The sequence below is a fragment of the Pseudidiomarina aquimaris genome (assembly GCF_003987395.1).
GTDB classification, from domain to species: Bacteria; Pseudomonadota; Gammaproteobacteria; order Enterobacterales; family Alteromonadaceae; genus Pseudidiomarina; species Pseudidiomarina aquimaris.
Window position 1 is genome coordinate 100,270 of record NZ_PIPT01000005.1, and the last position, 23,897, is coordinate 124,166.

The window sequence follows — 23,897 nt, forward strand, 5'->3', positions numbered from 1 at the left end:
GGTTATTCTTGTGGCACGTCTCGTGGGATAACGAAACGTGCCGCATAACCGTCTTTGCCAATCAAAAAGCACGCTTGCGAGTTACAGGTGCTGTTCCAAATATTCTTCTCACTGATTAGTTGCCAAGCATCGCTTTCATGCGTGGGTAGGTAAGCCGCACCGTCGGGGTTACTGACGATGAGCCCTCCGGACGACGTCACTGTTAAGCTATATAACGCCCCTTCCAGTGGCGGTTCTGCGAGTGGTGTGAAGTCATCATTACGATACTCGAGGATGCGCGGGCGTCGCTCTGGGTGATTAAGATCGCCGCCAACCATCAGCACATGCTTTTCAGAGAAGGGCCAGACGCTCGCGATGCCGGCGCTTGGGCCCGCCACCATGGGCGTATCGATGGCTTTAAAACGGATGCCAAAGCTGCGTTTGATCAGCAGCCGCGCAGTGGTGGCATTGGCTGTGCCCATGGCCCAGATGGCGTTGTTGAAACGAACGCAACCGCCACTCGCAGCTAAGCCGCCTTCGCCACCTTGCGGCGGACTACCGATCGCATTGCGAGAGGGTAACCAATTACGGCCATCAGGGCTACGGACGAGGTCCCATTGTCCATCAATGCTGTCGCCATAGACCCAAATTTCGTTTGAGGAAGGCGATACGTCCAGACAGTTCAGGAACTGATTACCACCTGCACGGAAACTGAGTTGCCAGTCACGTCCGCCATTACTGGTGTAGTAGATACGGGAATCACCGTTATTGCCGATGCTGAGCGCATAGGCATGGCGGTCATCAAGTGCTTCGATATCACGAAACTGCAGATCATTAGACGTCGGCTGGCTGTATTGCCATGTTGTGCCGCCATCGGTACTGCGCGCAATGGTCGCTTTACTGCCACTCAGCCAGACCACATCTGGGCTGGGACTGCTCACCCCTACCCAGTTCACATCAGGACGCGTGGCTAATACCTGAACATCAATCGCTATCGCGAATAAAGCACTACTGACGAGCATAGGTTTCCCATTTTATTGAAGTCTTATTGCTACGATAAACTAACCTATCGCCGACCACAACGCTTATCGGTCGCTGAGTTTTACCCGCTGTAAGCGTAACGCATTCAGCACCACCGATACTGAACTCAGCGCCATTGCGCCGCCAGCCAGCCATGGAGCAAGTAGCCCCGAGGCGGCAATAGGAATCCCTACGACGTTATACGCAAAAGCCCAAAATAAGTTCTGTCGGATATTTCGCACCGTCAGGCGGCTCATTTCGAGTGCTTGGGCGATACCGTTTAAATCGGCGCGCATCAGGGCAATATCGGCGGCTTCAATCGCAACATCAGTCCCAGTCCCCATGGCTATCCCAATATCGGCGACCGCGAGGGCAGGGGCATCGTTAATACCATCGCCCACCATGGCAACAGTCGTGCCTTTTGCTTGAAGTTGCTTTACATGATCAGCCTTGTCTTCTGGGAGCACTTCGGCTATCACATCGTCGAGACCAAGCTCCTTGGCAATCGCCGCTGCTGTTTTGTTGTTATCGCCGGTTAACATAAGCAGGCGCAAGCCTCGCGTTCGAAGCGTTTTTAGGGCGTGCTTACTGGTATCGCGGACTGTATCGGCAACCGCAACATAAGCGACTAACTCGTTAGCAATGGCAATTGCCATTGCTGTTTTTCCTTGCTCTTGTAACTCACTGAGCTTTTGTTCTGCGTTTTCGTTGACAACGACCTCATGCTCGCGCAATAAGCGGAGGCTTCCCACCATCACTTTGAAACTTTCGTTGTGGTAGCTTAACGATGCACTCACGCCTTTGCCTTTGTGTGCCTGAAATTGGCGTACTTCTGGTCGCTCGTCAGGGCTATCGTCAGCGTTAAGGTGAGCATCGAGTCCTTTCACAATGGCTTGGGCCAGTGGGTGTTCCGATTGCTTTTCGAGTGCTTGCACAAGGCTTGCCACGGTCGCTTGTGATAGCGCCTGACTTAATAACGAGAAATTTGTTAGTTTTGGCTTCCCTTCGGTCAAGGTCCCAGTTTTATCAAAGACAATAGTATCAATGGCTTGGGTGCGTTCGAGGATCTCACTTCGTTTGAACAAAATGCCTGCTTGTGCTGCGCGGCCCGAGCCCGCCATGATTGAGGTTGGCGTGGCAAGACCTAGCGCACATGGACAGGCGATAACGAGGACGGCTACCGTAGCTTCAAAGGCTGCACGCCAGTCGCCAGGAGCGAGAAACACGATCCATATGAGCATGGTAAGCGCGGCAATGACTAGTACGGCGGGTACGAAGATGCTCGCCACGCGGTCGGCCAAACGCTGAATTGGCGCTTTCGAGTTTTGCGCTTGTTCGACGACGCGGATGATTTTCGCCAACGCGGTTTGCGCACCGACTTGTTGTACTTCGACACGAACAAAACCGGTGGTGTTGAAGGTGCCGCCCATAACGTTATCACCTTGGTGTTTAGCCACGGGCATACTTTCGCCGGTCAACATCGACTCGTCGATGGCGGATTCGCCACTCAGAACTTTACCGTCCGTTGGCACTGCTTGCCCAGGGCGCACCTGTATGATGTCACCGACCTTTAGCTCGCTGACTGCAACTTCCTCAGTATCACCGTTTTCAAGTTCGCGCAGGGCTTTTTCGGGCTGAAGTTGCAAGAGCTTTTGGATGGCACTCGAGGAACGTCCTTTCGCCCGTGCCTCAAACCATTTGCCCAATAGAATCAGCGTAATGAGTACCGCACTGGTTTCGAAGTATAAACCTTCGTGAGGGTGATAATCCGGTGCGAACCACGCTAAGTAGATGCTGTAGAAGTAGGCTGCAGAGGTGCCTAAGGCAACCAGCACGTCCATATTGGCCGCGCCATTGCGCAGTGCATGGTAGCTGCCACGATAGAACTGCCAGCCCATAATAAATTGCACCGGCGTCGCTAAAAGCAGTTGTAACCAAGGATTCATGAGTAGGTCCGGCACTGGAATGCCTGAGGTCCAGCTAAAGTGACCGAACATGGTGTAGAGCAGGGGCAGTGACAAAATAGCAGCGGCGATAAACTTAACCAGCTGCTTTTGCTGCGCAGCGTCACGCGGATCGCTCTGGTCACTCTCATGATCAAGAAGTTCAGCATGGTAGCCGGCATCTTTTACTGCGGCTAGCAACTGCGCTGTTTTTAAATTATTCCCTTCGACCGCGGCGACCTCAGAGGCAAAGTTAACGTTGACGCTTTGCACACCGTCACAGCTTTGCAGCGCGCGTTCGATGCTTTTCGCACAGCCAGCGCAGCTCATACCCGAGAGTTGTAATTGAATGACGTCGTTTGCCATGTTGCCTCCGTTCTCGTGCTTAGCGTTTTAACAAGCGTTCGATGGTGGTATCAAGTTCAGCTAACACACTGTCATCGCCACTACGTAAACGGGCCTTGACGCAGCTGTGCATGTGTTGGCTGAGGAGTTTTTTCGCAACTCCGTTGAGAGCAGCCTGTACCGAGGCCACCTGCATTAAGACGTCGTCACAATAGACATCTTCTTCGACCATACGCTGCAGTCCGCGCACCTGTCCTTCGATGCGACTGAGACGCTGGCTAAGGTTTTTCTTTAATGCGTCGGGATGGGGGGTAACTGTGGTTTTCATGGTTGGCGTTCCCAAATTAACGATGGCTTACCTGTTTTAAGGTATACCCCCGTACCCTATGTGTCAAGTTAAAAAAGCCGACCACAAGGGCCGGCTGAATCGAATCATTACTGGGCGTCGAGCGACTGTCCGTTAACGTCGAGACTTTCGTCACTCATTAGATAAAGGTACGTCGGCATGATTTCTGCGGGAGTCTTTAGCTTACTGCGATCTTCTGCTGGATACGCGCGCGCCCGCATCGAAGTGCGTGTGGCACCCGGATTGATCACATTGATGCGCACGTTGCTGCCTTCGTATTCGTCGGCCATGACCTGCGCCAGACCTTCGGTGGCGAATTTACTCACGGAGTAGGGGCCCCAGAATGCGCGACCTTTACGCCCGACGCCGGATGAGGTGAAAACAATACTCGCATGTTCAGCCTTCTTAAGCGCTGGCATGAGAGCCTGGGTCATTAAGAATTGTGCCGTAACGTTGACTTGCATGAGGTCATGCCAATTGCCGTGGTCAATGTGCTCAAACGGCGATAGTACACCGAGCAAGCTGGCATTGTGCAACAAGCCGTCAAGGTGACCAAATTGCTCAAGAATGGTTGCACAGAGCCCTTGGTAGTGCGTAAAGGTTGCTCCCTTTAGGTCCAATGGCACGATGGCGGGCTCGGCACCGCCGGCAGCGAGGATCGCGTCGTAGACGCTTTCTAGTTTGCTCACCGTGCGGCCCAGCAAGATAACGGTTGCGCCTGCTTTAGCAAAGCTAAGCGCGGCCTCTTTACCAATGCCATCACCAGCACCTGTAACTAAGATCACTTTCCCTTTAAGGCTGTAGTCTGCTACGTTGTCGTTATGCAAATTGCTCATTTTCGGCTTACACTACTCGTTAAATGAATGGTTAGCCTAAGTTTACTGGTTTTTGTCTAGATTCTCAGCTCTTGCCAAGAAAATCTCGAAAAATACTTTCAACTTGGGCCGCAGCGGTGTATAAAATTTTGTTAAGTGTGTCTCTTGTCCTACCAGTTATAAAAAGCGATGATAGGCAAGATAAACAAAAGCATCCGAAGGTGCTCAAAACATAACAACACGAACAAGGATTGGGGAAGCCTCATGAAAAAACTCTTGCTTGCAACGGCGATTACCAGCGCCTTTACCCTAGCCGGTTGTGGCGGTGGAGACGAAGCGCCACAAAGCGAAACAGTCGATTACCAAATCAATGCGACGCGCGTTGTATTTGATCCAAGCAACGGCGAAGTGCCGGTGCCATCGAACATCCTCCTTAGTGGTAGTGCCGATGGTACGCTGAATATTCCAGTTGCTGACCCAACCGATAATGCGGATCCGCAGGTTGCTTTGAACGGTCTTGATGGCTGGGGAACACATTCAACCTTAACTTTCAGCTTCTCATTGCCTGAAGACGAAAACGGCAACAAGATTGCCGTTGATGCAGCATCCCTTGAAGCTGCTGGCAGCGTACGCGTATTTGAAACCATCATGGGCGGTTCAGCAGTAAGCCCTGATTGTGCCGCAGCAAGCCCAGCGGCAACCTGTGCCGTTGCGGGCGAACTGACCCACGGCGTTGACTTTATTGTCCGTGCTACCGGCCCTGACGGTGTCGCCGTGATTCCGTTAAAGCCGTTAAAAGCGAAGACCGGTTATGCTGCAGTGCTTACCAGCAATATCCAAGATGAGTTGGGTCGCGACGTTCGCCCTTCACAGACGTATGGTTTGATGAAGCGTAACGCTGATACTGATCCAGTTTCAGGTGATGCGTCAGCACTAGGTCTGCAGCGTTTAATCAACAGTCACGAAGCTGCGCTTGACGCCTTCGGCGTAGACAAAGAAAGCATTCTTTACGTCTCAAGCTTCACCACTCAGTCAATTAATGACGTGTTCGGTGCAATCAAAGGCCTGATGACGCAGCAGTTTAGCGCTGGCCAAGGTCCTGCATTAATGTCACAACCTACCGGTATGACCGTAGGTGACGCGTTAGTTGCAGCGGGTCGCTTGCAAGCAAACCCACAAGACCCAGCGTACTTAGCAGCTTCTTCAGCGGTACTGTATCAAGGTCAGGTAACCCTGCCTTATTTCTTGCCAGTACCTACTGCAGAGAACCAGCAGGCACCGTTAAACGGCCGTTGGCAGGCAATGTGTGACAGCCCAGCTTCGATTTTAGGCGCTGTTGGTGCTGGTGCATTGCCAGCAGAAGCGATTGATCCGATGGCATTTGAAGATCCTTCACGCTTGCTACCGCCTTACAACTGTTATGATTTCCCTGGTATTGATAACGAACGTCACCTGACCAAGTACAACCCAGTACCGGCGGTAACGACCAACGCGAACATTCCTGCCATCGTTACAGTTCCTGATGTGAACATGGCGAACATGGTTCGTGCAGCACAAGGTCTTGACCCACTTAGTGAACCTGCAAACGGTTGGCCAGTGGTGATCTTCCAGCACGGCATTACCGGTGAAAAGACGAATGCCTTTGGTATCGCGGGTACCTTAGCAGTGATGGGTTTCGCAACGGTCGCGATTGACCATCCATTGCATGGCGACCGTGGTTTCGGTCCGATTAATGCGACCACAGGAAGCCCTACGGCGTACATGAACTTGGCGAGCTTATTGACCGCGCGTGATAACTTGCGTCAGTCAATTTCTGACTTACTTGGTCTGCGTCTGAGCCTGAACGCTGCGCAAGGTGCGCCGCTGAACGGTCAGAATGTATTCTTTGTCGGTCACTCGTTAGGTGCGATCGCAGGTACTGGTTTCACTGCGATGGCGAACGAACCGATGAGTGGTCAGTTAGCACCTGCTTCTGCGTTGTTTAATGTGAAAGCGAGTTCATTGATGGCGCCAGGCGCAAGTGTTGCAAACTTCTTGTTGGCCTCGAACGCCTTCGGCCCAGTCATCAAAGGTCAGTTGCTGTACGCTGCGAACGCAGACTTTGCTGCAGCAGTTAATGCAGCTGCGCAACAAGCAGGTATTGCACCGACTTCACCGCAATTCCAAGGCTTATTGGTGCAGGTTTACACGCAATTCTGGGCTGGCTTGAGCGCGGCTGAACAAGCGCAAATCAATGGTGTGTTCGAACAGTTTGCCTTTGCCGCACAGTCGGTCATCGACTCAGCTGACCCGATTAACTATGCAGCGCAAGCGGTAGGTAATGACAGTCCTATTCACTTAATCGAAGTGATTGGTAACGGTGCCGAGTTCTTGCCTGACCAAGTGATTCCAAATGCAGTCGCTGGTAAACCATTGGCCGGTACTGAGCCTCTCATTACGGCGCTTGAATTACCAACCGTCACGCAGACAGTTGCCAGCACTGACGGCACGCCAGTGTCAGGTGCGGTGCGCTTCATCGAAGGTAGTCACGGCTCCATCGTTGATCCGAGCGCTTCGGCTGCGGCAACTATGGAAATGCAACTGCAAGCTGCGGGCTGGTTCAGCACCAACGCAACAGCGATTCCAGTAACCAACACTGCAGTGATTCAGCAATAAGCTGTATACTCACTACAGATGAGTTTAAAAGGGCCGCTCGTCGGCCCTTTTTTATTGCGTTCTTTAGCTAAGTGTGAGCTAAGAGCGGATTAAGAATACGACATGGGGAAACTATGGAATTTTTGCTAGAGATTGCCGACTTTGTTATCAAAGCTGCGATTGTCATTTTGGCCTTTGGCTTGATGGTAGGAATCATCGCCAATACGGCACAGAGGCAACGTAAGCAGCAAGGTGAGCTACAGGTCCGAAACCTATCGCAGCAGTTGCGAAAAATGGCGCAAGCGGTCGAGCACGAATTGTTGTCGAAGAAACAGCGTAAGCAAGCGCAAAAACAAGACAAGAAGCAAGAAAAAGCCCAAGAGAAAGCCGCTAACAACACATCTGCACGGGTATTTGTGATTGATTTCAAAGGTAGCATGGATGCCCACGAAGTGGATAACTTGCGCCGTGAAGTGACAGCCATTATTGGCGCCGCAACAGCCGGTGATACGGTCTTCGTTCGTTTAGAAAGCCCAGGTGGCGTTGTTCATGGCTATGGTTTGGCGGCAGCACAGCTGCAACGCTTGCGCGCTGCTGAACTTAAGCTGGTGGTAAGTGTCGATAAAGTTGCAGCGAGTGGTGGCTATATGATGGCGGCAGTGGCTGATGAAATCGTTGCTGCACCTTTCGCAATCATTGGTTCTATTGGCGTGGTAGCGCAGTTGCCAAATTTTCATCGTTGGCTGAAAAAGCACGATGTCGATTTTGAGCAAGTGACCGCAGGTGATTACAAACGCACTCTAACCATGTTTGGCGAAAATACTGATGCGGGTCGCCGAAAATTTAAGGAAGACTTAGAAAACATTCATGCCCAGTTTAAGCAGCATATAGGTCAGTTTCGTCCGCAAGTAGACCTTGAGAAAGTCGCAACAGGCGAATACTGGACTGCTCAGCAGGCACAAGAGTTTGCGCTGGTGGATGCTATCATTACCAGTGACAGTTGGTTACTTGAGCGAGCCAGTGAGCAAACCATACTGCAGGTCAGCTACCAAGAGAAACGCCCCATTGGTGAAAGGATCGGAAAGAATGTAACCGCCGTATTGACGAGTATTCGGGAGTTTTTAGGTAAATCGTAAACGGGAGTTGTGATGCGTGACGATTTTTCAGACGATTTTGCTGAGTTCCGTCAGCAAATGGCAGACGTTAAGCCAATCGATAATGATGATGTAATACCGGTTCAGAAGGCGAAACCTACTGCTGCGCAAGAAGCGAGACGTCAGGCCGCCGAGCGCCAGTTAGAAGACGATATCAATTATTTATCGATGGAGTTTGTCGACTTAGTTGAGCCGGAAGAGTTGGTAGAGTACCGTCGTGATGGCGTGCAGCATGGTGTTTTTAAGCGCCTAAAACGTGGTGATTATGGTATCGAGGCAAGTTTGGACCTGCACCACCATAGTTTACGGCAGGCCCGCGAGGCGCTCTTTGATTTTATTCAATTGTGCCATCGGCGGGGCGTGCGTTCGGCGATTGTCGTGCATGGCATGGGAAGGCACTCGAAGCCGCATCCCGCACTATTAAAGAGCTATGTGGTCAAATGGTTGAAGCAACTTGAGCCGGTAATGGCGTTCAATAGCGCTCAGCGTCAGCATGGCGGTGCGGGCTCGGTCTACGTGATGTTGCGTAAAAATGCTGAGCAAAAACATGAAAATCGTGAGCGCCATCAAAAGCGCTAACAGTTGAAGGTTAAAATGCGATGAAACTCTTTAAGTTAACAGCGTTAGCGCTGCTTTTAAGCTTGTCTGCGTGCGCAGAAGCGGTGCCTGAGCAGACGTTGTCAGAACGCGTTGCTGAGCAGCTAACCGAAAAGGCCGACCAGCGTTATGACGCAACTTTTAGCTATGACGCCTTCGAGTTAAATACACTTACTGCTGAATTAGTGGCTACCGAAGTCGGCGTGGCGACCCGTGTGCCTGAGCTTGATGCGGGTTTGAATCAGCTGTTATGGGCAGAACAGGTGCGCTTGATGGGCGACTGGTTAACCCAACAGCAAGATCAGCTGCGCTTTGATAGCGCAAGCATCCGCAATGCACAATTGACCATTGCCTACTTCGCCGAAGGGCAGTCCAATCTGCATACCTTGGTGGACAAGGTGAAGAGCCAGTTACCGGTGCAACGGGCAAGTGAACAGGTCCTATGGCAGGTAGACCGGGTTGAGCTTGAGGACGTAGTGGTGAATTTGTTCGACCGCGGTCGCCCCTTGGTCAGTGTCAAGCTGCAGCGACTCGAATTACCGCCGTTGCATAGCGCACAAACTACTCAGGAGTGGGTTAATGCGGTATTGGGACCATTACTGGAACAACTTATACAGCAAGCGCTGCGTGGTGATACAGATACTATGACAATCGACATGCAGGGGCTGACACGCTTTTTCTGGCGAGAGTTGGGCGCCGGTATCGGTTAAACGCGCTTTTCAATCAACGAGCATTAAAAAAAGGCGCTCGCAAGCGCCTTTTTATTTATCAGTATTCGACTGAGTCGGGAGAGCTTATAATTGTTCGCTGACATCCCGCTCTTTCAGGTCGGCTTGTTCGTCATTGAAGACCGCCTGATCCAGCTCACCTTCGCTCTTCGCAACGATTAAGCTGACCATGGCATCACCGGTTACATTAACGGCGGTACGGGTCATATCGAGTAAGCGGTCGACACCGATGATGAGGCCAATGCCTTCAACCGGGAGACCCACTTGGCCCAGCACCATCGCCAACATGATCAAGCCCACACCTGGCACACCCGCGGTACCGATACTCGCTAGGGTGGCGGTAAGCACGACCATTGCATAATCAGCAATGGTTAAATCGACCAGATAGACCTGTGCGATGAAGACTGTTGCGACGCCCTGCATAATCGCGGTGCCGTCCATATTGATGGTCGCACCGAGGGGCACGGTAAATGAGCCCACTTTATTACTCACACCAAGACGTTTAGTGACGGTTTCTAATGTGACAGGGATAGTCGCGTTACTGCTCGAGATAGTGAAACCAAAAATTTGCACTTCGCGCATTTTCTTCAAGAACATCCAAGGACTCAAGCCCGTCATGCCTTTCAGAATGATGGAGTAGGTGACCAAACCATGCAAAATTAAGACGAAGAAGACCAGCAGGAAGTACTTACCTAAGTTGATAATGGTATCAAACTGCGTCTCGCTAAAGAGCTTCGCCATTAACGCAAATACGCCGTAAGGAGCCAGGTTCATCAAGATCACAACAAGCTTCATGATGACTTCGTTGAAGTCTTCAAAAACGCCTTTCATGCGCTCGCCCGACTTACCGATAAGTGCCATTGAGATACCAAACAGCAAGGCAAACACGATGATTTGCAACATGTTACCATCGGCCATCGCCGAGAATGGGTTTTTCGGGAAGAGGTCAATAATAACCTGGGCTAAAGAGGGAGCTTGGGTTGGCTCGAAAGTGGCGTCTGTTTGCATTTCGACGCCGGCACCTGGCTGAATCACCACGGCGGCAAAGATAGCGAAGCTAATGGCAACCGCAGTCGTTACCATGTAGAGGCTAACCGCTTTACCACCGAGTCGCCCGAGCGTGCTAGGGTCGCTAATCGAACAGGTACCGAGCACCAAAGAGACGAATACCAGTGGTACCACTAGCATTTGCAAGGAGCTAATAAAGATTTGGCCCACCACGTGGAACAAGCCTTTGGTTAGATAGCCTTCGACTAAAACACTTTCCGGGAACAGTAGTTTAAGTAGAAAGCCAACCAAGATGCCCGCAAACATACCGATAACGATACGCGTTGTTAAGCTAAGCTTTTTCTTATTATCACGCATACATTTTCCTGAGAATTAAAAATAAGACTGGCAAAGCCTACCAGAAAACGGCTGCCGATTTTAGTAGTCTACGCATTCCTGCGACAAAACCATAAAAAAAGCCGACCAAGGAATGCCCTAGGTCGGCTTTCAAGTGATACTAGCAGGTTACATGTACTGTGGACCAAAGCCATTGGTCCATACGATAGCTGAACCTACCATGAGGATGACCATCAGGATGAGCCCTGCGGTTACCACTGAACTGGCGTAGATGAAGCCCCGCTCTTCTGGGATATGCATCAAAATCGGTACGCCTGAGTACAGTAGATACACCGAGTAAGCAATACCAGCCAAGAACGCCATGGTCACGAACCACAGCTCTGGGTACAGTGCTGCCACACCCGACATGATGACAGGGGTGGCAGTATAAGCCGCAAGCTCAACAGACTGCGTAAATGTCGGCGCTGCTCCGAAGGTTTTTGCCATCCAATGGATAAGATAAGCCAGCGCAAAAGTTGCCGCGAGCATGCCCACGTACATTGCGACAGCCAAGGTGATGGCACTCGATTGGGTTAGAAAGGTTGCTTCTCGCGCTCCGATACTCCAGCCAATGTGCGCTGAGGCGTAGTAGGCCGCCGCACATGGAATAAGAGCGATTAAAAGAATGTGACTCAGCGCGTAAGTTAAGCTTTCGTGCCGCTCATCAATACTTTTCCACTCTTCGCGAGGGTGTGCGTACAGTCCCCAAATGTGATTCAAAATCATGGTGAACCTCTACTTCTCGTTGTTGTATAGACTATTATTATTGTTTTAACTTCGTTTTTTCTATTTGGATCACGTACTTCTTTGGCACGCATAACGTCGATTTTTTCTCCGACTTACCTTCTATATTGGTCGGATTTTCAACAGTGTCAAGGCTTTTTCAGTGACAGCGGCGCAACTTTCTTAGTACACTATGAGCCGTTACTTTTATGCACGTTATTGCTGCTATTCGACTATTAATCCGCGGTTTTCCTAATGAATGAAGCTCAAATCAAACCTTTACTGGAACCCATTCTTAGCTTTTTAAAATGCGAGACGCCTGATGAATGGCTGGCTGAGGCGCAGAAAGCTGAGCATTTACCGGTTTTGTTACGCGATCATATGGTTTGCGAGCTAAAAGCCGCACAAAGTGCAATGTTATTAATTCGCCGTTATGCCGTGGACCAAACAAGCGGCGATGCCTTGTTACAGTGGCTCGAGCCCTACGAAGCCTACACCTACCGCTTACAAGGCGATTGGCGCGACTTAGCCCAGCATAACCGTTTGCAGAAAGCGATGGTGCCACGCTCAGGTAAGCCGTACAGCGCAGAGCTAATTGATAAGATGGTATTGTTAATTAAAGAAGAGCTGCATCATTTCTATCAAGTACTCGAAGTGGCAGAAGCGCAGGGTATAGCTTATGACAAGGTCACCTCGAGTCGTTACGCGAAAGAATTACTTCGCCACGTGCGCACCCATGAGCCAGAGACGCTGATTGATAAACTGATCTGTGGTGCCTACATCGAGGCGCGTTCGTGCGAGCGCTTTGCTAAGCTAGCGCCATTATTAGCGCCTGAGATAGGTGAGTTTTATGTTTCTCTATTACGCTCAGAGGCGCGCCACTACCAAGATTATCTCACTTTGGCTGGGCAAATTGCTGGTGTGGACATTCGTGAGCGCATTGAGTTCTTTGGTGAGCGCGAAGCCGAGCTGATTTTATCCGCCGATGACGACTTTAAGTTTCACAGTGGCCGGCCGCAGGTAAAGCCTGCTGCCTGAGGTCTTGTTCGGCGTGAGTGACTTTCAACATACTGCCTTGCGTGTACCAATCGCCTAAGACAATGCGGGTCGCCGAGACTCCGTCAATATCATGCTGATGCACAGCCGGGCGATGGGTATGGCCATGAATCATTTGTTTGACCTGGTAGCGTTTGAAGTAACGCAATACGGTCTCCTGATTGGCATCCATGATGGCCAGTTCAGCCTCACTCAAAGGCTGTTGGGTTTTACTTCCGGCGCGTAACTTATTGGCTATGCGCATGCGCACCCGCAGCGGCAGCGCTAATAACAGTTTGGTTAGCCATGGCTTACGGATCCAGCGACGGAAACGTTGGTAGCTAACGTCATCGGTGCAGAGCAGGTCGCCATGCAGGATGAGAGTAGGGGTATCGTATAGATTAATCACGTAAGGGTCGGTGAGTAGCTTTACCCCAGTACGTGCGGCGAAGCGGCGGCCAATCAGAAAGTCGCGATTCCCAGCAACGAAATAGGTCGGTATACCGTGGTCGGTATAGCGGCGCAGTTCATCCTGCACTTGCGCCGCAAAGGCACTGGTATCATCATCGCCGATCCAAGCATCAAATAAATCGCCCAAGATATAAAGGGCATCGGCACTGCGGGCCTCATCGCGCAAAAAATCAAAGAACAAATGAGCGATGTCTGGCCGCGCAGGGCTTAAATGCAGATCAGAGACAAACCAGGTTGCCATCCAAAGCCAACCTTACGCTTTTTCGACTTCGGCGCGTTCGATGATGACATCATCTTTCGGAACGTCTTGGTGGAAGCCCGCTTGCGTGGTGTAAACCTGAGCAATTTCGTCGACCACGTCCATACCTTCAACAACCTTACCGAACACGCAGTAGCCCCAACCACCGACGCTTTCATTTTTGAAATTCAAAAAGTCGTTATCAGCAACGTTAATGAAGAACTGGCTGGTCGCTGAATGAGGGTCTTGGGTACGCGCCATCGCAATCGTACCTTTGGTGTTCTTTAAACCGTTATCGGCTTCGTTTTCAATGGCATCGTGGGTGTTCTTTTGCACCATCTCTAGATTGAAACCACCCCCTTGAATCATGAAGCCTTTGATGACGCGGTGAAACAAGGTTTCAGCATAAAAGCCTTCTTCCACATAGCGGACAAAGTTTTCAACAGTTTTAGGTGCTTGCTCAGGATACAGCTCAAGTTTGATAGCACCATGATTGGTATGCAAAGTTACATGCATGGGACGAACTCCATTGATGTTTTAGCGAAAAATTTGCGACAGTTTAGCACTGTTTGTGAGAAGGCTACAGCATGCGGTATCATAAACAGTTCATGAAGCTAATTAGTTGGAGTCGTAAATCGCATGTTGACCATTTTTGATACCCTGCGCCGCAGTAAGGAAGTCTTTCAGCCCATCACCCCAGGTGAGGTGAAGCTGTATGTATGTGGGGTCACGATTTACGATTACTGTCACATTGGTCATGCGCGCACTTATGTTGCCTTTGATGTCGTGGTGCGTTACTTGCGCTCCAAAGGCTACAAAGTGACCTACGTGCGCAATATTACTGATGTTGATGACAAGATTATCAATCGCGCCAATGAGAACAATGAGTCGATTGACGCTGTGACGGCGCGCTTTACCAAAGCGATGCATGATGACTTTGATGCGCTGAACCTAGTGCGCCCAGATATTGAACCCACCGTAACCGGGCACATGGGCGATATCATTACCATGATCGAAACCCTCATCGCGCGAGGCCACGCGTACGTTGCTGACGATGGCGATGTGCTGTTCGATGTCAGTACTTTTGAAAACTACGGCAAGCTCAGCCGACAAAACCTCGAACAGTTGCAGTCCGGCGCGCGGGTTGATGTCGCCCAAAACAAAACCGACCCGCTTGATTTTGTTTTGTGGAAGCGTGCCAAGCCAGGTGAACCAAGCTGGTCATCGCCATGGGGCGAAGGACGTCCAGGTTGGCACATTGAGTGTTCAGCGATGAACAAACGTCACTTAGGTGAAAACTTTGATATTCATGGTGGGGGTTCCGATTTGATTTTCCCGCACCATGAGAATGAGGTGGCGCAAAGCTGCTGCGCAAATGACCATGACTATGTGAATTACTGGATGCATAGTGGCATGGTGCAGGTGGACGCAGTGAAAATGTCTAAGTCGTTAGGCAACTTTTTTACTATTCGCGACGTTCTGGCTGAATATGATGCTGAAACGGTGCGTTTCTTTTTGCTATCGAGCCATTATCGTTCACAGTTAAATTATTCAACGGATAATTTAGATCAAGCGCGAGCTGGTCTCGAGCGTCTCTACACGGCGTTACGTGATGTTCCAGAAGTTGCCTTAGATGAAGCGCTTGCCGCACCTTATAAAGAGCGCTTTGAAGCAGCCATGGATGATGATTTTAACGTGCCTGAAGCGCTGCCCGTATTGTATGACTTAGCGCGCGAAATTCACCGTGCAGAGGATGCAACAAAGGCGGCACGCTACGCCGCGGCTCTACGGCATTTTGGCGCAGTGCTTGGCTTATTGCAGCAAGCTCCCGAGGCGTTCTTGCAAGGCGGTGCAGGAGCTGAGGTGGACGCAGCTGCAGTTGAAGCGTTGATCCAACAGCGTAATGATGCGCGAGCGGCGAAGGATTGGGCTGCAGCAGATGCTGCACGCGACCAGTTAACAGAGTTAGGAATCGAACTTGAAGACACGCCGCAAGGTACACGCTGGCGTCGTGTCTAAACTGACCACAACGAGGATAGCTATGGCATTTCCAACAGTTGAAGTAGTTGAAAGTTACAGTGCTGCACACAGTGCTTATGATGCAGTGATTCTGGTGGGCGATTTTGCCCAAAACTTACCGCCGGAATTTGCTGATTTTGTCGCGCAAGCCGAGCAGTATGACCAGCGTGTCGGCAAGCAGCCGTTACTCCTCGCTGCCGACGTGTTCGGTGGGCGGCTCATTACCGCCCCAACCGGCCCTTTGACGCGTGATTATGATGATGTGCGTAATATTGCCGATGCGGCCGCCGCGGGTGCGCGCATTGCCCAGCAGGCAGGAGTAAAACAGCCGTTATTGGTTGTCTTTGGTACGCAAGATGATGCGCGTTATGGGCAAGCTGAAGCAGTCGCTTATTGGGGACTCTGTCAGGCCCTTTACGAACCGCTTGAAGCGCGTGAGGCCCTAGGCGAAGAAGCCATTGAGACGATAACCGCGGCCGGTGTTGTGGGGACCCTTGATGCCGAGTGGTTGAGCGCGGTAGAAGCAGGTAAGCGCGTGGCGCGTGATCTCTGTGGCACTGAGCCAGAGCGCATGGCGCCGCCACGTTTCGCCGAATATTGCCAGCAAGCTTTTGCGCATACGCCGGTGAAGGTCACCGTGATTGATGATATTCAGCAGCTCCAACATGAATACCCACTATTGATGGCTGTAGGTCGTGCGTCATTAGGTGTCGAACGCCATTGGCCGTGCGTTGTGCGCCTCGAGTATGACGCGCCTGCCGCCGAGCAAACACTCATGTTTGCCGGTAAAGGGATTGTCTACGATACCGGCGGTGCTGACTTGAAAACCGGTGGGCATATGGCTGGTATGAGTCGTGATAAAGGTGGTGCAGCAGGTGTTGCTGGCTTTATGAAGACCGTCGCCGAGATGCGTCCAGAAACCGTGAGTGTGGTCGCCGAGCTGGGCGTGGTACGCAACAGCATTGGTGCTGAAGCGTTTGTCGCGGACGAGATCATCAAAGCGCACAGCGGCGTGCGTGTGCGTATCGGCAACACCGATGCGGAAGGGCGTTTAGTGCTCGCCGACTTGTTGTCACATTTGCGTGTGCAAGCAGGCAACTATCCACGACCACAGCTATTCAGTGTTGCGACCTTGACCGGGCATGCCGCATTGGCGAAAGGCCCGTACACCGCACTGGTGCCAAATGGTCCAGCGCGCGCAGTAGGTCTGCACGATAAATTATGGGAAGCGGGTGAGGTTTATGGTGATCCTGCCGAAGTCAGTTGGTCACGTCGTGAAGACTTTAGTTTCGTCGCGCCACGCACCAAATCGGACGATGTGCTATCAAGTAACAACGGTCCATCGGTTAGCACCAAACGCGGTCACCAGTTCCCAATGGCATTCCTAGCGATAGCTTCAGGACTTGATCGGCACGGCAATGATAGCGATCATCCGTTGCCTTATGTGCATGTGGATATCGCGGGTAGCGGTGTCGAAGGAGGCGATTGGCAACACGGAAAGCCGAGCGGTACCCCAGTGACTTGCTTTGCTGGCGCCTACCTACATAAGTAAGCGCGGCTGCGAAACTACAGCAAACAAAACGCCGGATTTATTCCGGCGTTTCTATTTTGATTGATTCCAATTCGGCAAGGGTTTTGCCATGCGGCTGCGGCGCACGAGTAGCTGGGTCGATGTGGACAAAAACAATATCATCAGCAACACAAATATTTTGTTTGGTTTGCTTATTGCGCACCACACAGGTCAAGGTTACCGAAGTACGACCCGCTTTTTTCACGCCCAGACCAAATTCAACCACGTCGCCTTGATAGGCTGACGTCTCAAAACTAATAGCGCCAATATGCTTTGTCACTAAGCTTTTTGCGTCTAACTGACAGGCCGCAAAAATATAGGCTTCTTCGTCAATCCATTCGAGAATACGGCCACCGAATAGGGAGCCAGCAAAGTTTAAGTCATTAGGCATGACCAAACGGCGAGATAAAAAGCGCATCAGTTTCTCTCCTTGAGGATGTTTGATGCGCTCAGTATATCTTATTGTAGGTGACGGGCAAAAAAGTCTGCGATCAAGTTGTAGCGATGGATGGACGTTTCACGGCCACGCAGACCGTGTTGCTTACCCGGATAGGCCATAAGTTCAAACGGCAACATCGCCTGCTGCAACGCATAAGTGAGTTTAGCCGTATGGGTATAGAGCACGTTGTCGTCGGCCATCCCATGGTAGATCAGCAAAGGTTGCTTTAACTGTTCGGCATAGGTGAGTACGTCGGCGTCGCGGTACCCCTCAGGGTTATCTTGCGGAGTTCCCATGTAGCGTTCGGTGTAGTGGGTATCGTACAGTCGCCAGTCGGTCACCGGTGCGCCGGCTACCGCCGCACTGAAATGTTCGGGCGCGCGCAGGATCAAGTGCAGCGCCATGTAACCACCGTAGCTATGGCCAAATACGCCTATTTTATCGTCGGCGACATAGGGCAAGCTGCGCAGGAACTCGACTCCTTTGATTTGGTCGGTCACTTCGGCCTGTGCCAAGTTTCGGTAGATGACTTGTTCGAATGCTTTACCGCGGTTGCCGCTGCCACGATTGTCCAGTTGGAAAACGACATAGCCTTGTTGGGCAAGATATTGACTGAAGTAATCTCCCCAGCTATTCGTCACTCTTTGTGCACGCGGGCCACCATAAACCATGACGATCACCGGGTAGCGTTGGTTATCCACCATAACCGCTGGTTTCGTGAGTTTGTAGTGGAGCACTTGCTCATCTGCTGCCGTTAAGGTGCCGAATTCAGGATACGACCAACTGGCTAAATAGGGCGCCAGCGGATGTGCAGCGTCGACGTCATTTTGGTGCAACCATGCAATGCGTTCGCCGGTAGGGCCGTGCAAGCTGACCTGTGGCGGCTGGGTGCTACTTGAGAAGTAGTCAATGTAGCTACGCTGATTGGGAGCGAAGTCAACGGTATGAATGCCTTGGCGCTGAGTTAGACGCGTGGGCTGACTTGGGTTTGTCGTTGTCATACTGACACGGTAAAGATGGCGTTCGATAGGGGTTTCTTTTCGCCCCATGAAGAAAATGAAGCCGGTAGTGTCGTCGACGGCAGCCACATTATCGACTTGCCAATCGCCGCTAGTAAGCTGGCGAATGAGGCTGCCATCGGTTCGATACAAATACAGATGTTTATAACCGCTGCGCTCTGAAGCCCAAATAAAATGGCGAGCGTCGGCAAGGAACACCAAGTCATCATGCAGATTGATCCAGGTGTTGCTATTTTCGCTGAGGACTGCGGTGGCATCTCCGCCGTTTCGTGGCTGCAGGTACAACGTAAGTAGGTGCTGATTGCGCGTCTGCCACTGATAACTGACCTTTTCGCTGTTCGGCAGCCAATTTACACGGGCAAGGTAGCCCTCGCGATGGCGGTCGTTGAGACCTAGCCAATGGGTTTCATTACTTGCACGCTGCCAAATGCCAAGGTCGACAATCGCGTTTGTCGTTCCAGTAAAAGGGTAACGTTGTTGTACGACTTCAGTTCGATCAGCATAAACATCGGTGCGGCTTTGCACCGCAACTGGGCTCGTATCGACACGAGTATAAGCAATGCTTTGCTCATCTGGGCTCCACCAATAGCCGGTCATGCGCTTCATTTCTTCTTGCGCAACAAACTCGGCAACACCGTAATGCCGTGTCTCGGTGGCATCAGGACTGACTTGACGCACTTGCTTGCTGGCTAAGTCGAGGATGAAAAGACGGTTATTCTCGATATAGCTGACAAAGTTACTGCGTGGCGAAAACCGCGCATCGGTGACGCTTATCGAAGGAGTTGTGAGGGCGGTGACCTCTGCAGTTTGCGAATTGACTAAAAACAACTGCCCACTAATTGGGATGAGTAATTGTTCACCGTTGTTGGCCCAGGCGTAATCGACAATACCACTGGCGCGGATGCGCAAACGCTCACGGCGCGCTTTCTCCGCCGCCGACATCTCCGCTGGGTCGCTCACCAGTTGATTGGCCGCAACCAAAAGCCGATGTTCTTGCTGGCGCACATCGTAGACCCATAAGTCATTCACGTTGGGGTGTTCAACACTGCCGCGAAGGTAACTGACATAGTTCCCCGCTGGCGAGAATTTCAACTGACGAGGCGCTGAAGTCGTGAGATCAGGTGCAGAGAAGATCCGTTCGATGGTGAGGCGTTGCTCACCATAGTTCTCTGCGGCCGCAGTTGCCTGTGCTGCAGCAACCTGCAGCAAGGCTTGGAGGGAGAAAGTAGCGAAGAAAAACGTGTAAATCAGAGCTCGCATTGCTGCTTCCTTGTGGACACTGAAATTTGCAACGAATGCACTCAGTGTACCAAAGCGGCAAGCGAGCTCGGTTAAGCTGCGATAAAGCGCAAAGGGGATGCGCTAGAATTCACCTCGAAAGCCGAGACTGAAGTTGCGGCCCGCAACCGGCGCGTCATATTTCAAGAACGATGTGTGCACATACCCAAGCTTGTCGGTAATGTTCTCAGCCTTTAAATAAAGACTGACGTTATAACGCGCCAAACTTTGTGGGAAGAAGTTGACTTGTGCATTCAGTAAACCGTAGCTCGGAGTGCTCGTTTCGTTTTCAGCAACGCGGGTTTGCTTGGCATACCAAGTGTAGCCGATGCTGCTTTCCCAGTTGCCTTGGTTGTACGTCACGTCGGCCCCAATACGCTGTGACGGAATACGTGGCAGATTACTGGTGGAGTCGAGTGTGTAGGCACGGGTATAGTCGCTAAAGGCATCGAGTCGCAAATCAGGGGTAAACTGCCAACGACCATCGATTTCGTAGCCGAACAACAGCACGTCTTCTTGATTATACTGCACCACCGGAAGACCATCGGCATGGTCATGATCGTCATGCTCATCAACGTGCTCGTCACCGTGTTCATCATGCTCGTCGTGTTCGTGGTGGTCGAACTCGAGATCTAGACTGTTAATGCCTACTATGTTCTCGTAGATAAAATTATCGACGCGGTTGGCGAATAAGTTGATGTTGAGGTGATGGCCATTTCCTTCGAAGTGAGCGCCAACGTCAAATGAATGGGAGGTTTCTAGCTCGATAGAGCGTTCACTCGCCTCAATGGCATACACATGCTCAGCTTCTTGATGCAGCGCATAGTTTAACCCCAACTCGTAGGTTTGCGTGGCCAAATGAGCACCGTTGGCAAAGATCTCGTTTGCCGATGGCGCACGTTGCGCAAAACTATAATTGGCATTGAACATGACCTGTGGTCGCCATTGATACGTCACACCAAAAGAGGCCGAAAGTGGATCAAAGTCATAGCTTTGTTGGCCTAACTCGACGTTCGCTGCGTCAAGTTGGACATTTTCATAGCGAATGCCGAGTTGATAGTTGAGTTTGTTTTCCCGTGTTTCTAGCAACCAGAACAGGCCATGGCGGTCGGTTTCACTGGCGGGTGTATAAGCTTCTTCACCGAAGGCGCTTTGCTCCTGCAGGAAACCGTGATAACCAAAAGCACCGTACCATTGGTCGGTCAGTTGATGATTGGCGGTGACACGCAGTTCATGCTGGTCATTGGTGAACGTGGTGCTGGGGCTGTCACCTTCGATCTCTTGGTGTTGATAGTCGGTGTACGCATAACGCAAGGTCAACTGCTCTACGCCTTGCCAAGGGTTTTCTAGACCTGCATGCAGTTGCCAACGGTCTTGCACCAGATCGGCGAAGGGACCTGCTTCTTCTTCATGCGCGTGTTCGTCTTCGTGCTCACCCTCATGTTCATCTTCGTGCTCTTCTTCGCCATGATGGTGGTGACCAGGAATACCATATTCCTGCTCTAAACGAGCATAAGATGCACCGATGTAACCGGCATCAAAAATATAGCTTAGACCTAAGGTTCCGCCTTGCGCGTCAACGAAAGAGTTTTCAATCGTGTCCACCGTTTCACCTTCGTCATTAACGAAGCTTGGAACGCTGTAGTCATCACTGCGGCGCGAGAAGCCATCAATATGAAAGACCATTTGCCCGAGGTCGGTGCTAAGTCCCGCATTGAAATCGCGAAGATCATCAACTGTGGCGAGGTTACCGCCGAAGAAACCACGGGTGCCACCCACTAGTTCTTGGGCAATGCGTTCATCGACCACATTAACCACGCCACCGATGGCGCCACTGCCATACAACAAGGTTGCTGGTCCGCGTAAGATTTCGACTTGCTGCGCCACAGAGGTTTCGGTGGTCACCGCATGGTCAGGACTGCCGCGTGAAACGTCAGCGCTATCGAGACCGTTTTGCGTGACTTTGACTCGCGGCCCGTCCAAGCCACGAATGATTGGACTCGAGGCGACCCGAGCGAAGTGCGTCGAGTTAATTCCTGGCTCGTTCGCAAGCGTTTCACCGAGTGTATGAGCTTGTTTCTCACGCAGCTCATCGCCACTTATCACTGAAATAGGTTGTGCTGAATTAAGCTCGGTACGCACAAGAGGTGATGCGTTAATTACGATGACTTCAGTGTTCTCGTGTTGATGCTGCGCTTCTTCATTGTCGTTTTGTGCTTGTGCATGCGCAGCGGGGGCGAGGAGTTGGGCCAATACAAGAGCCACAGGGCTATACTTCATCATGGTCGAATCCTTGGTTGGTTATTTTGCTGGTATTGTAATGTTATAACATAACAAATCAAGATTTTCTAGTCTTTGAAACATACGATTACAAAGCTCTGCAGCAATCGCTTCTGTTCTGCCCAATGCTTCGGTACACTTGCGCCGACACAATTTTATTTTGCTTTTATCGGATAGGAATCGACGTTATGGGTTTAAAAACTTGGGTGAGCGCTGCGGCGTTGACTGCGCTATTAGCGGCCTGTGGTGAGCAAGCACCGCGCGCAGAAGCTGCGGTCGTAACAGCCGACGCCAATGCATTGCAATCGCATCTCGAATTTCTTGCTAGCGATGCCCTAGAGGGTCGCGACACAGGAAGCCGTGGGCATGAAATTGCCGCTCAATATATTGCTGCGCAGTTCAAAGCGCTGAATCTTGAGCCAGCAGGTGATGATGGCACTTACTATCAGCGCATTGCGTTTCGCCGCAGCACACTCGTCGAAGGTAGTGCGGGTATGGTCGTTGATACCGGCGACGGCTTAGTCGAACTCGAATACGGCGAAGAATTTCTGACCGGCCCAAGCTCGTATACTACGGAATCAACGGTCACTGCGCCGGTTGTTTTCGTTGGTTATGGTCTCGTTTCTGAAGAGTTTGGCCTCAATGACTACGCCAATGTCGACGTCGACGGCAAAGTGGTCATGATGGTCTCAGGTCGACCTGAGGAGTTGCCAAGTGAAGAGGGCGCTCACTTAAATAGTAGTAAGACCAAGTTTGCCGCTGAGCGCGGTGCGGTTGGCATTATTACCTTACATACCCCGATGCGTGAAGAAGTACGCCCGTTCAAAGTGAGCGCTATGTATCAGCGTGCACCGCGCGTTACCTGGCTGAATCCGGAAGGCGAACCAAACGTAACTTATAAGAACCTTCAGGGATCGGCCTATGTTGACTATCGCGCTGCGAAACCTTTATTCACCAATGCGGCAATCAGCATGGATGAGGTCTTTGCGCAATTAGAGAAGGGCGAGCAACCGAAGCCATTCGAGTTAAACACCAAAGTGACTTTGTCGCGTAAGTCTGCTCATGAAGAGATCTCGAGCCCTAACGTCGCGGCGGTCTTGCCTGGCTCTGATCCTGAACTTCGCAATGAATATGTGCTGTACACCGCGCATTCCGATCACATTGGTGTGACGCAAGATTTGAGTCAAGATGACCACATCAACAATGGTGCAATGGATAATGCCAGTGGTGTAAGTGTATTGCTTGAAACTGCGCGTATGTTTGTTGAAGCCGAAGAGCAGCCGAAACGGTCGATTTTGTTTTTGTCGGTGACGGCTGAAGAACGTGGCCTATTAGGTGCAGATTATTTCGCCCATTATCCAACCGTACCGTTGCAGCAAATTGTCGCCAATGTGAACTTGGATATGCCGGTGTTGTTGTATGATTTTGCAGACATAATTGCCTTTGGTTCAACCCATTCAACATTGGGTGAATCGGTTGCTAAAGCCGCTGGTCAGTATGGCATCGAGCTGAGCGAAGACCCAATGCCAGAGCAGGCAATTTTTACCCGTTCAGATCACTATCCGTTCGTGAAAAAAGGCGTGCCGGCGGTGTTCCTGATGACTGGTTTTACTGCTAAAGGTGAAGATGAAGACGGCGGTAAAATATGGGGTGAATTCTTTGCTGAGCACTATCACCGTCCGAGTGACCAGCCAAGCTTACCGATCAATTATGAAGCTGGTGTAGTGTTCACCAATATTAACTTTGAAATTGGTAAAACCATAGCTAACGACGCACAGCGCCCGCGCTGGTTGCCGGATTCGTTCTTTGCCGATTTAGATTAAGCTGCAAATTTAGCTAGCGAACGAAGTTGAAAAAAAGCGCCGTTGCGATGCACGGCGC

The 23,897-nt window shown here is 51.2% G+C and carries 19 protein-coding genes; 8 read left to right on the forward strand and 11 right to left on the reverse strand.

Features of this window, described 5'->3' with window-relative positions; all coding sequences use genetic code 11:
- Positions 1–2: 2 nt before the first annotated feature.
- The 4 genes from CWE21_RS07515 to CWE21_RS07530 all read right to left on the reverse strand — a co-directional run bounded on the left by CWE21_RS07515 (position 3) and on the right by CWE21_RS07530 (position 4,469).
- A complete protein-coding gene (locus CWE21_RS07515; protein WP_126833832.1) occupies positions 3–1,001 on the reverse strand; it encodes a WD40/YVTN/BNR-like repeat-containing protein in 999 nt (332 codons plus the stop codon).
- A 63-nt stretch (positions 1,002–1,064) separates the two neighbouring features.
- Positions 1,065–3,308 carry a heavy metal translocating P-type ATPase gene (locus tag CWE21_RS07520; protein WP_126833833.1) on the reverse strand — a complete coding sequence of 748 codons (2,244 nt, stop codon included), beginning with the start codon at positions 3,306–3,308 and terminating at the stop codon, positions 1,065–1,067.
- A gap of 19 nt (positions 3,309–3,327) precedes the next feature.
- The gene (locus CWE21_RS07525; RefSeq protein WP_126833834.1) at positions 3,328–3,615 is read right to left on the reverse strand and encodes a metal-sensitive transcriptional regulator; all 288 of its coding nucleotides are present in this window, start codon (positions 3,613–3,615) and stop codon (positions 3,328–3,330) included.
- A gap of 107 nt (positions 3,616–3,722) precedes the next feature.
- Positions 3,723–4,469, reverse strand: a complete 747-nt coding sequence (locus CWE21_RS07530) for a YciK family oxidoreductase (RefSeq protein WP_126833835.1) — start codon at positions 4,467–4,469, stop codon at positions 3,723–3,725.
- A gap of 243 nt (positions 4,470–4,712) precedes the next feature.
- Between CWE21_RS07530 and CWE21_RS07535 the strand changes: the two genes are divergently transcribed.
- The 4 genes from CWE21_RS07535 (at position 4,713) to CWE21_RS07550 (ending at position 9,543) form a co-directional block, all read left to right on the forward strand.
- Positions 4,713–7,103: a VolA/Pla-1 family phospholipase gene (locus tag CWE21_RS07535; protein WP_126833836.1), complete on the forward strand. Its 2,391-nt coding sequence runs from the start codon at positions 4,713–4,715 to the stop codon at positions 7,101–7,103.
- 113 nt (positions 7,104–7,216) lie between these two features.
- The gene (sohB, locus tag CWE21_RS07540; RefSeq protein ID WP_126833837.1) at positions 7,217–8,218 is read left to right on the forward strand and encodes a protease SohB; all 1,002 of its coding nucleotides are present in this window, start codon (positions 7,217–7,219) and stop codon (positions 8,216–8,218) included.
- A 12-nt stretch (positions 8,219–8,230) separates the two neighbouring features.
- On the forward strand, positions 8,231–8,815 hold the full coding sequence (gene smrA / locus CWE21_RS07545; RefSeq protein ID WP_126833838.1) for a DNA endonuclease SmrA: 585 nt from the start codon (positions 8,231–8,233) through the stop codon (positions 8,813–8,815).
- A gap of 20 nt (positions 8,816–8,835) precedes the next feature.
- Positions 8,836–9,543, forward strand: a complete 708-nt coding sequence (locus CWE21_RS07550; protein ID WP_126833839.1) for a hypothetical protein — start codon at positions 8,836–8,838, stop codon at positions 9,541–9,543.
- An 84-nt stretch (positions 9,544–9,627) separates the two neighbouring features.
- Here CWE21_RS07550 and CWE21_RS07555 read toward each other — a convergent pair whose 3' ends face one another.
- Together CWE21_RS07555 and CWE21_RS07560 are read right to left on the reverse strand one after the other, a co-directional pair.
- A complete protein-coding gene (locus tag CWE21_RS07555; RefSeq protein ID WP_126833840.1) occupies positions 9,628–10,926 on the reverse strand; it encodes a dicarboxylate/amino acid:cation symporter in 1,299 nt (432 codons plus the stop codon).
- Between the two features lie 147 nt (positions 10,927–11,073).
- Positions 11,074–11,670, reverse strand: coding sequence for a Yip1 family protein (locus CWE21_RS07560; protein WP_126833841.1), 597 nt, complete (start codon positions 11,668–11,670; stop codon positions 11,074–11,076).
- 252 nt (positions 11,671–11,922) lie between these two features.
- On the opposite strand from CWE21_RS07560, the gene miaE reads away from it, so the two are divergent.
- Positions 11,923–12,705, forward strand: coding sequence for a tRNA isopentenyl-2-thiomethyl-A-37 hydroxylase MiaE (miaE, locus tag CWE21_RS07565; protein ID WP_126833842.1), 783 nt, complete (start codon positions 11,923–11,925; stop codon positions 12,703–12,705).
- Here the strand turns inward: miaE and lpxH are convergent.
- Together lpxH and CWE21_RS07575 are read right to left on the reverse strand one after the other, a co-directional pair.
- Entirely contained in the window at positions 12,662–13,414 is a 753-nt protein-coding gene (lpxH, locus tag CWE21_RS07570) for a UDP-2,3-diacylglucosamine diphosphatase (RefSeq protein WP_126833843.1), read from the reverse strand. The two genes, miaE and lpxH, sit on opposite strands and share 44 nt — an antisense overlap.
- A gap of 12 nt (positions 13,415–13,426) precedes the next feature.
- A complete protein-coding gene (locus CWE21_RS07575) occupies positions 13,427–13,927 on the reverse strand; it encodes a peptidylprolyl isomerase (protein ID WP_126833844.1) in 501 nt (166 codons plus the stop codon).
- Positions 13,928–14,050: 123 nt separating this feature from the next.
- Here CWE21_RS07575 and cysS point away from each other — a divergent pair, with 123 nt between their 5' ends.
- The gene (gene cysS / locus CWE21_RS07580; RefSeq protein ID WP_126833845.1) at positions 14,051–15,430 is read left to right on the forward strand and encodes a cysteine--tRNA ligase; all 1,380 of its coding nucleotides are present in this window, start codon (positions 14,051–14,053) and stop codon (positions 15,428–15,430) included.
- A gap of 22 nt (positions 15,431–15,452) precedes the next feature.
- Entirely contained in the window at positions 15,453–16,982 is a 1,530-nt protein-coding gene (locus tag CWE21_RS07585) for a M17 family metallopeptidase (RefSeq protein WP_126833846.1), read from the forward strand.
- Between the two features lie 37 nt (positions 16,983–17,019).
- Here CWE21_RS07585 and CWE21_RS07590 read toward each other — a convergent pair whose 3' ends face one another.
- The 3 genes from CWE21_RS07590 to CWE21_RS07600 all read right to left on the reverse strand — a co-directional run bounded on the left by CWE21_RS07590 (position 17,020) and on the right by CWE21_RS07600 (position 22,019).
- A complete protein-coding gene (locus CWE21_RS07590) occupies positions 17,020–17,418 on the reverse strand; it encodes an acyl-CoA thioesterase (RefSeq protein ID WP_126771089.1) in 399 nt (132 codons plus the stop codon).
- 41 nt (positions 17,419–17,459) lie between these two features.
- The gene (locus CWE21_RS07595) at positions 17,460–19,718 is read right to left on the reverse strand and encodes a S9 family peptidase (RefSeq protein ID WP_126833847.1); all 2,259 of its coding nucleotides are present in this window, start codon (positions 19,716–19,718) and stop codon (positions 17,460–17,462) included.
- A 102-nt stretch (positions 19,719–19,820) separates the two neighbouring features.
- Positions 19,821–22,019: a TonB-dependent receptor gene (locus tag CWE21_RS07600; protein WP_241970247.1), complete on the reverse strand. Its 2,199-nt coding sequence runs from the start codon at positions 22,017–22,019 to the stop codon at positions 19,821–19,823.
- Positions 22,020–22,204: 185 nt separating this feature from the next.
- On the opposite strand from CWE21_RS07600, the gene CWE21_RS07605 reads away from it, so the two are divergent.
- Positions 22,205–23,839, forward strand: a complete 1,635-nt coding sequence (locus CWE21_RS07605; RefSeq protein WP_126833848.1) for a M28 family metallopeptidase — start codon at positions 22,205–22,207, stop codon at positions 23,837–23,839.
- Positions 23,840–23,897: the final 58 nt, after the last annotated feature.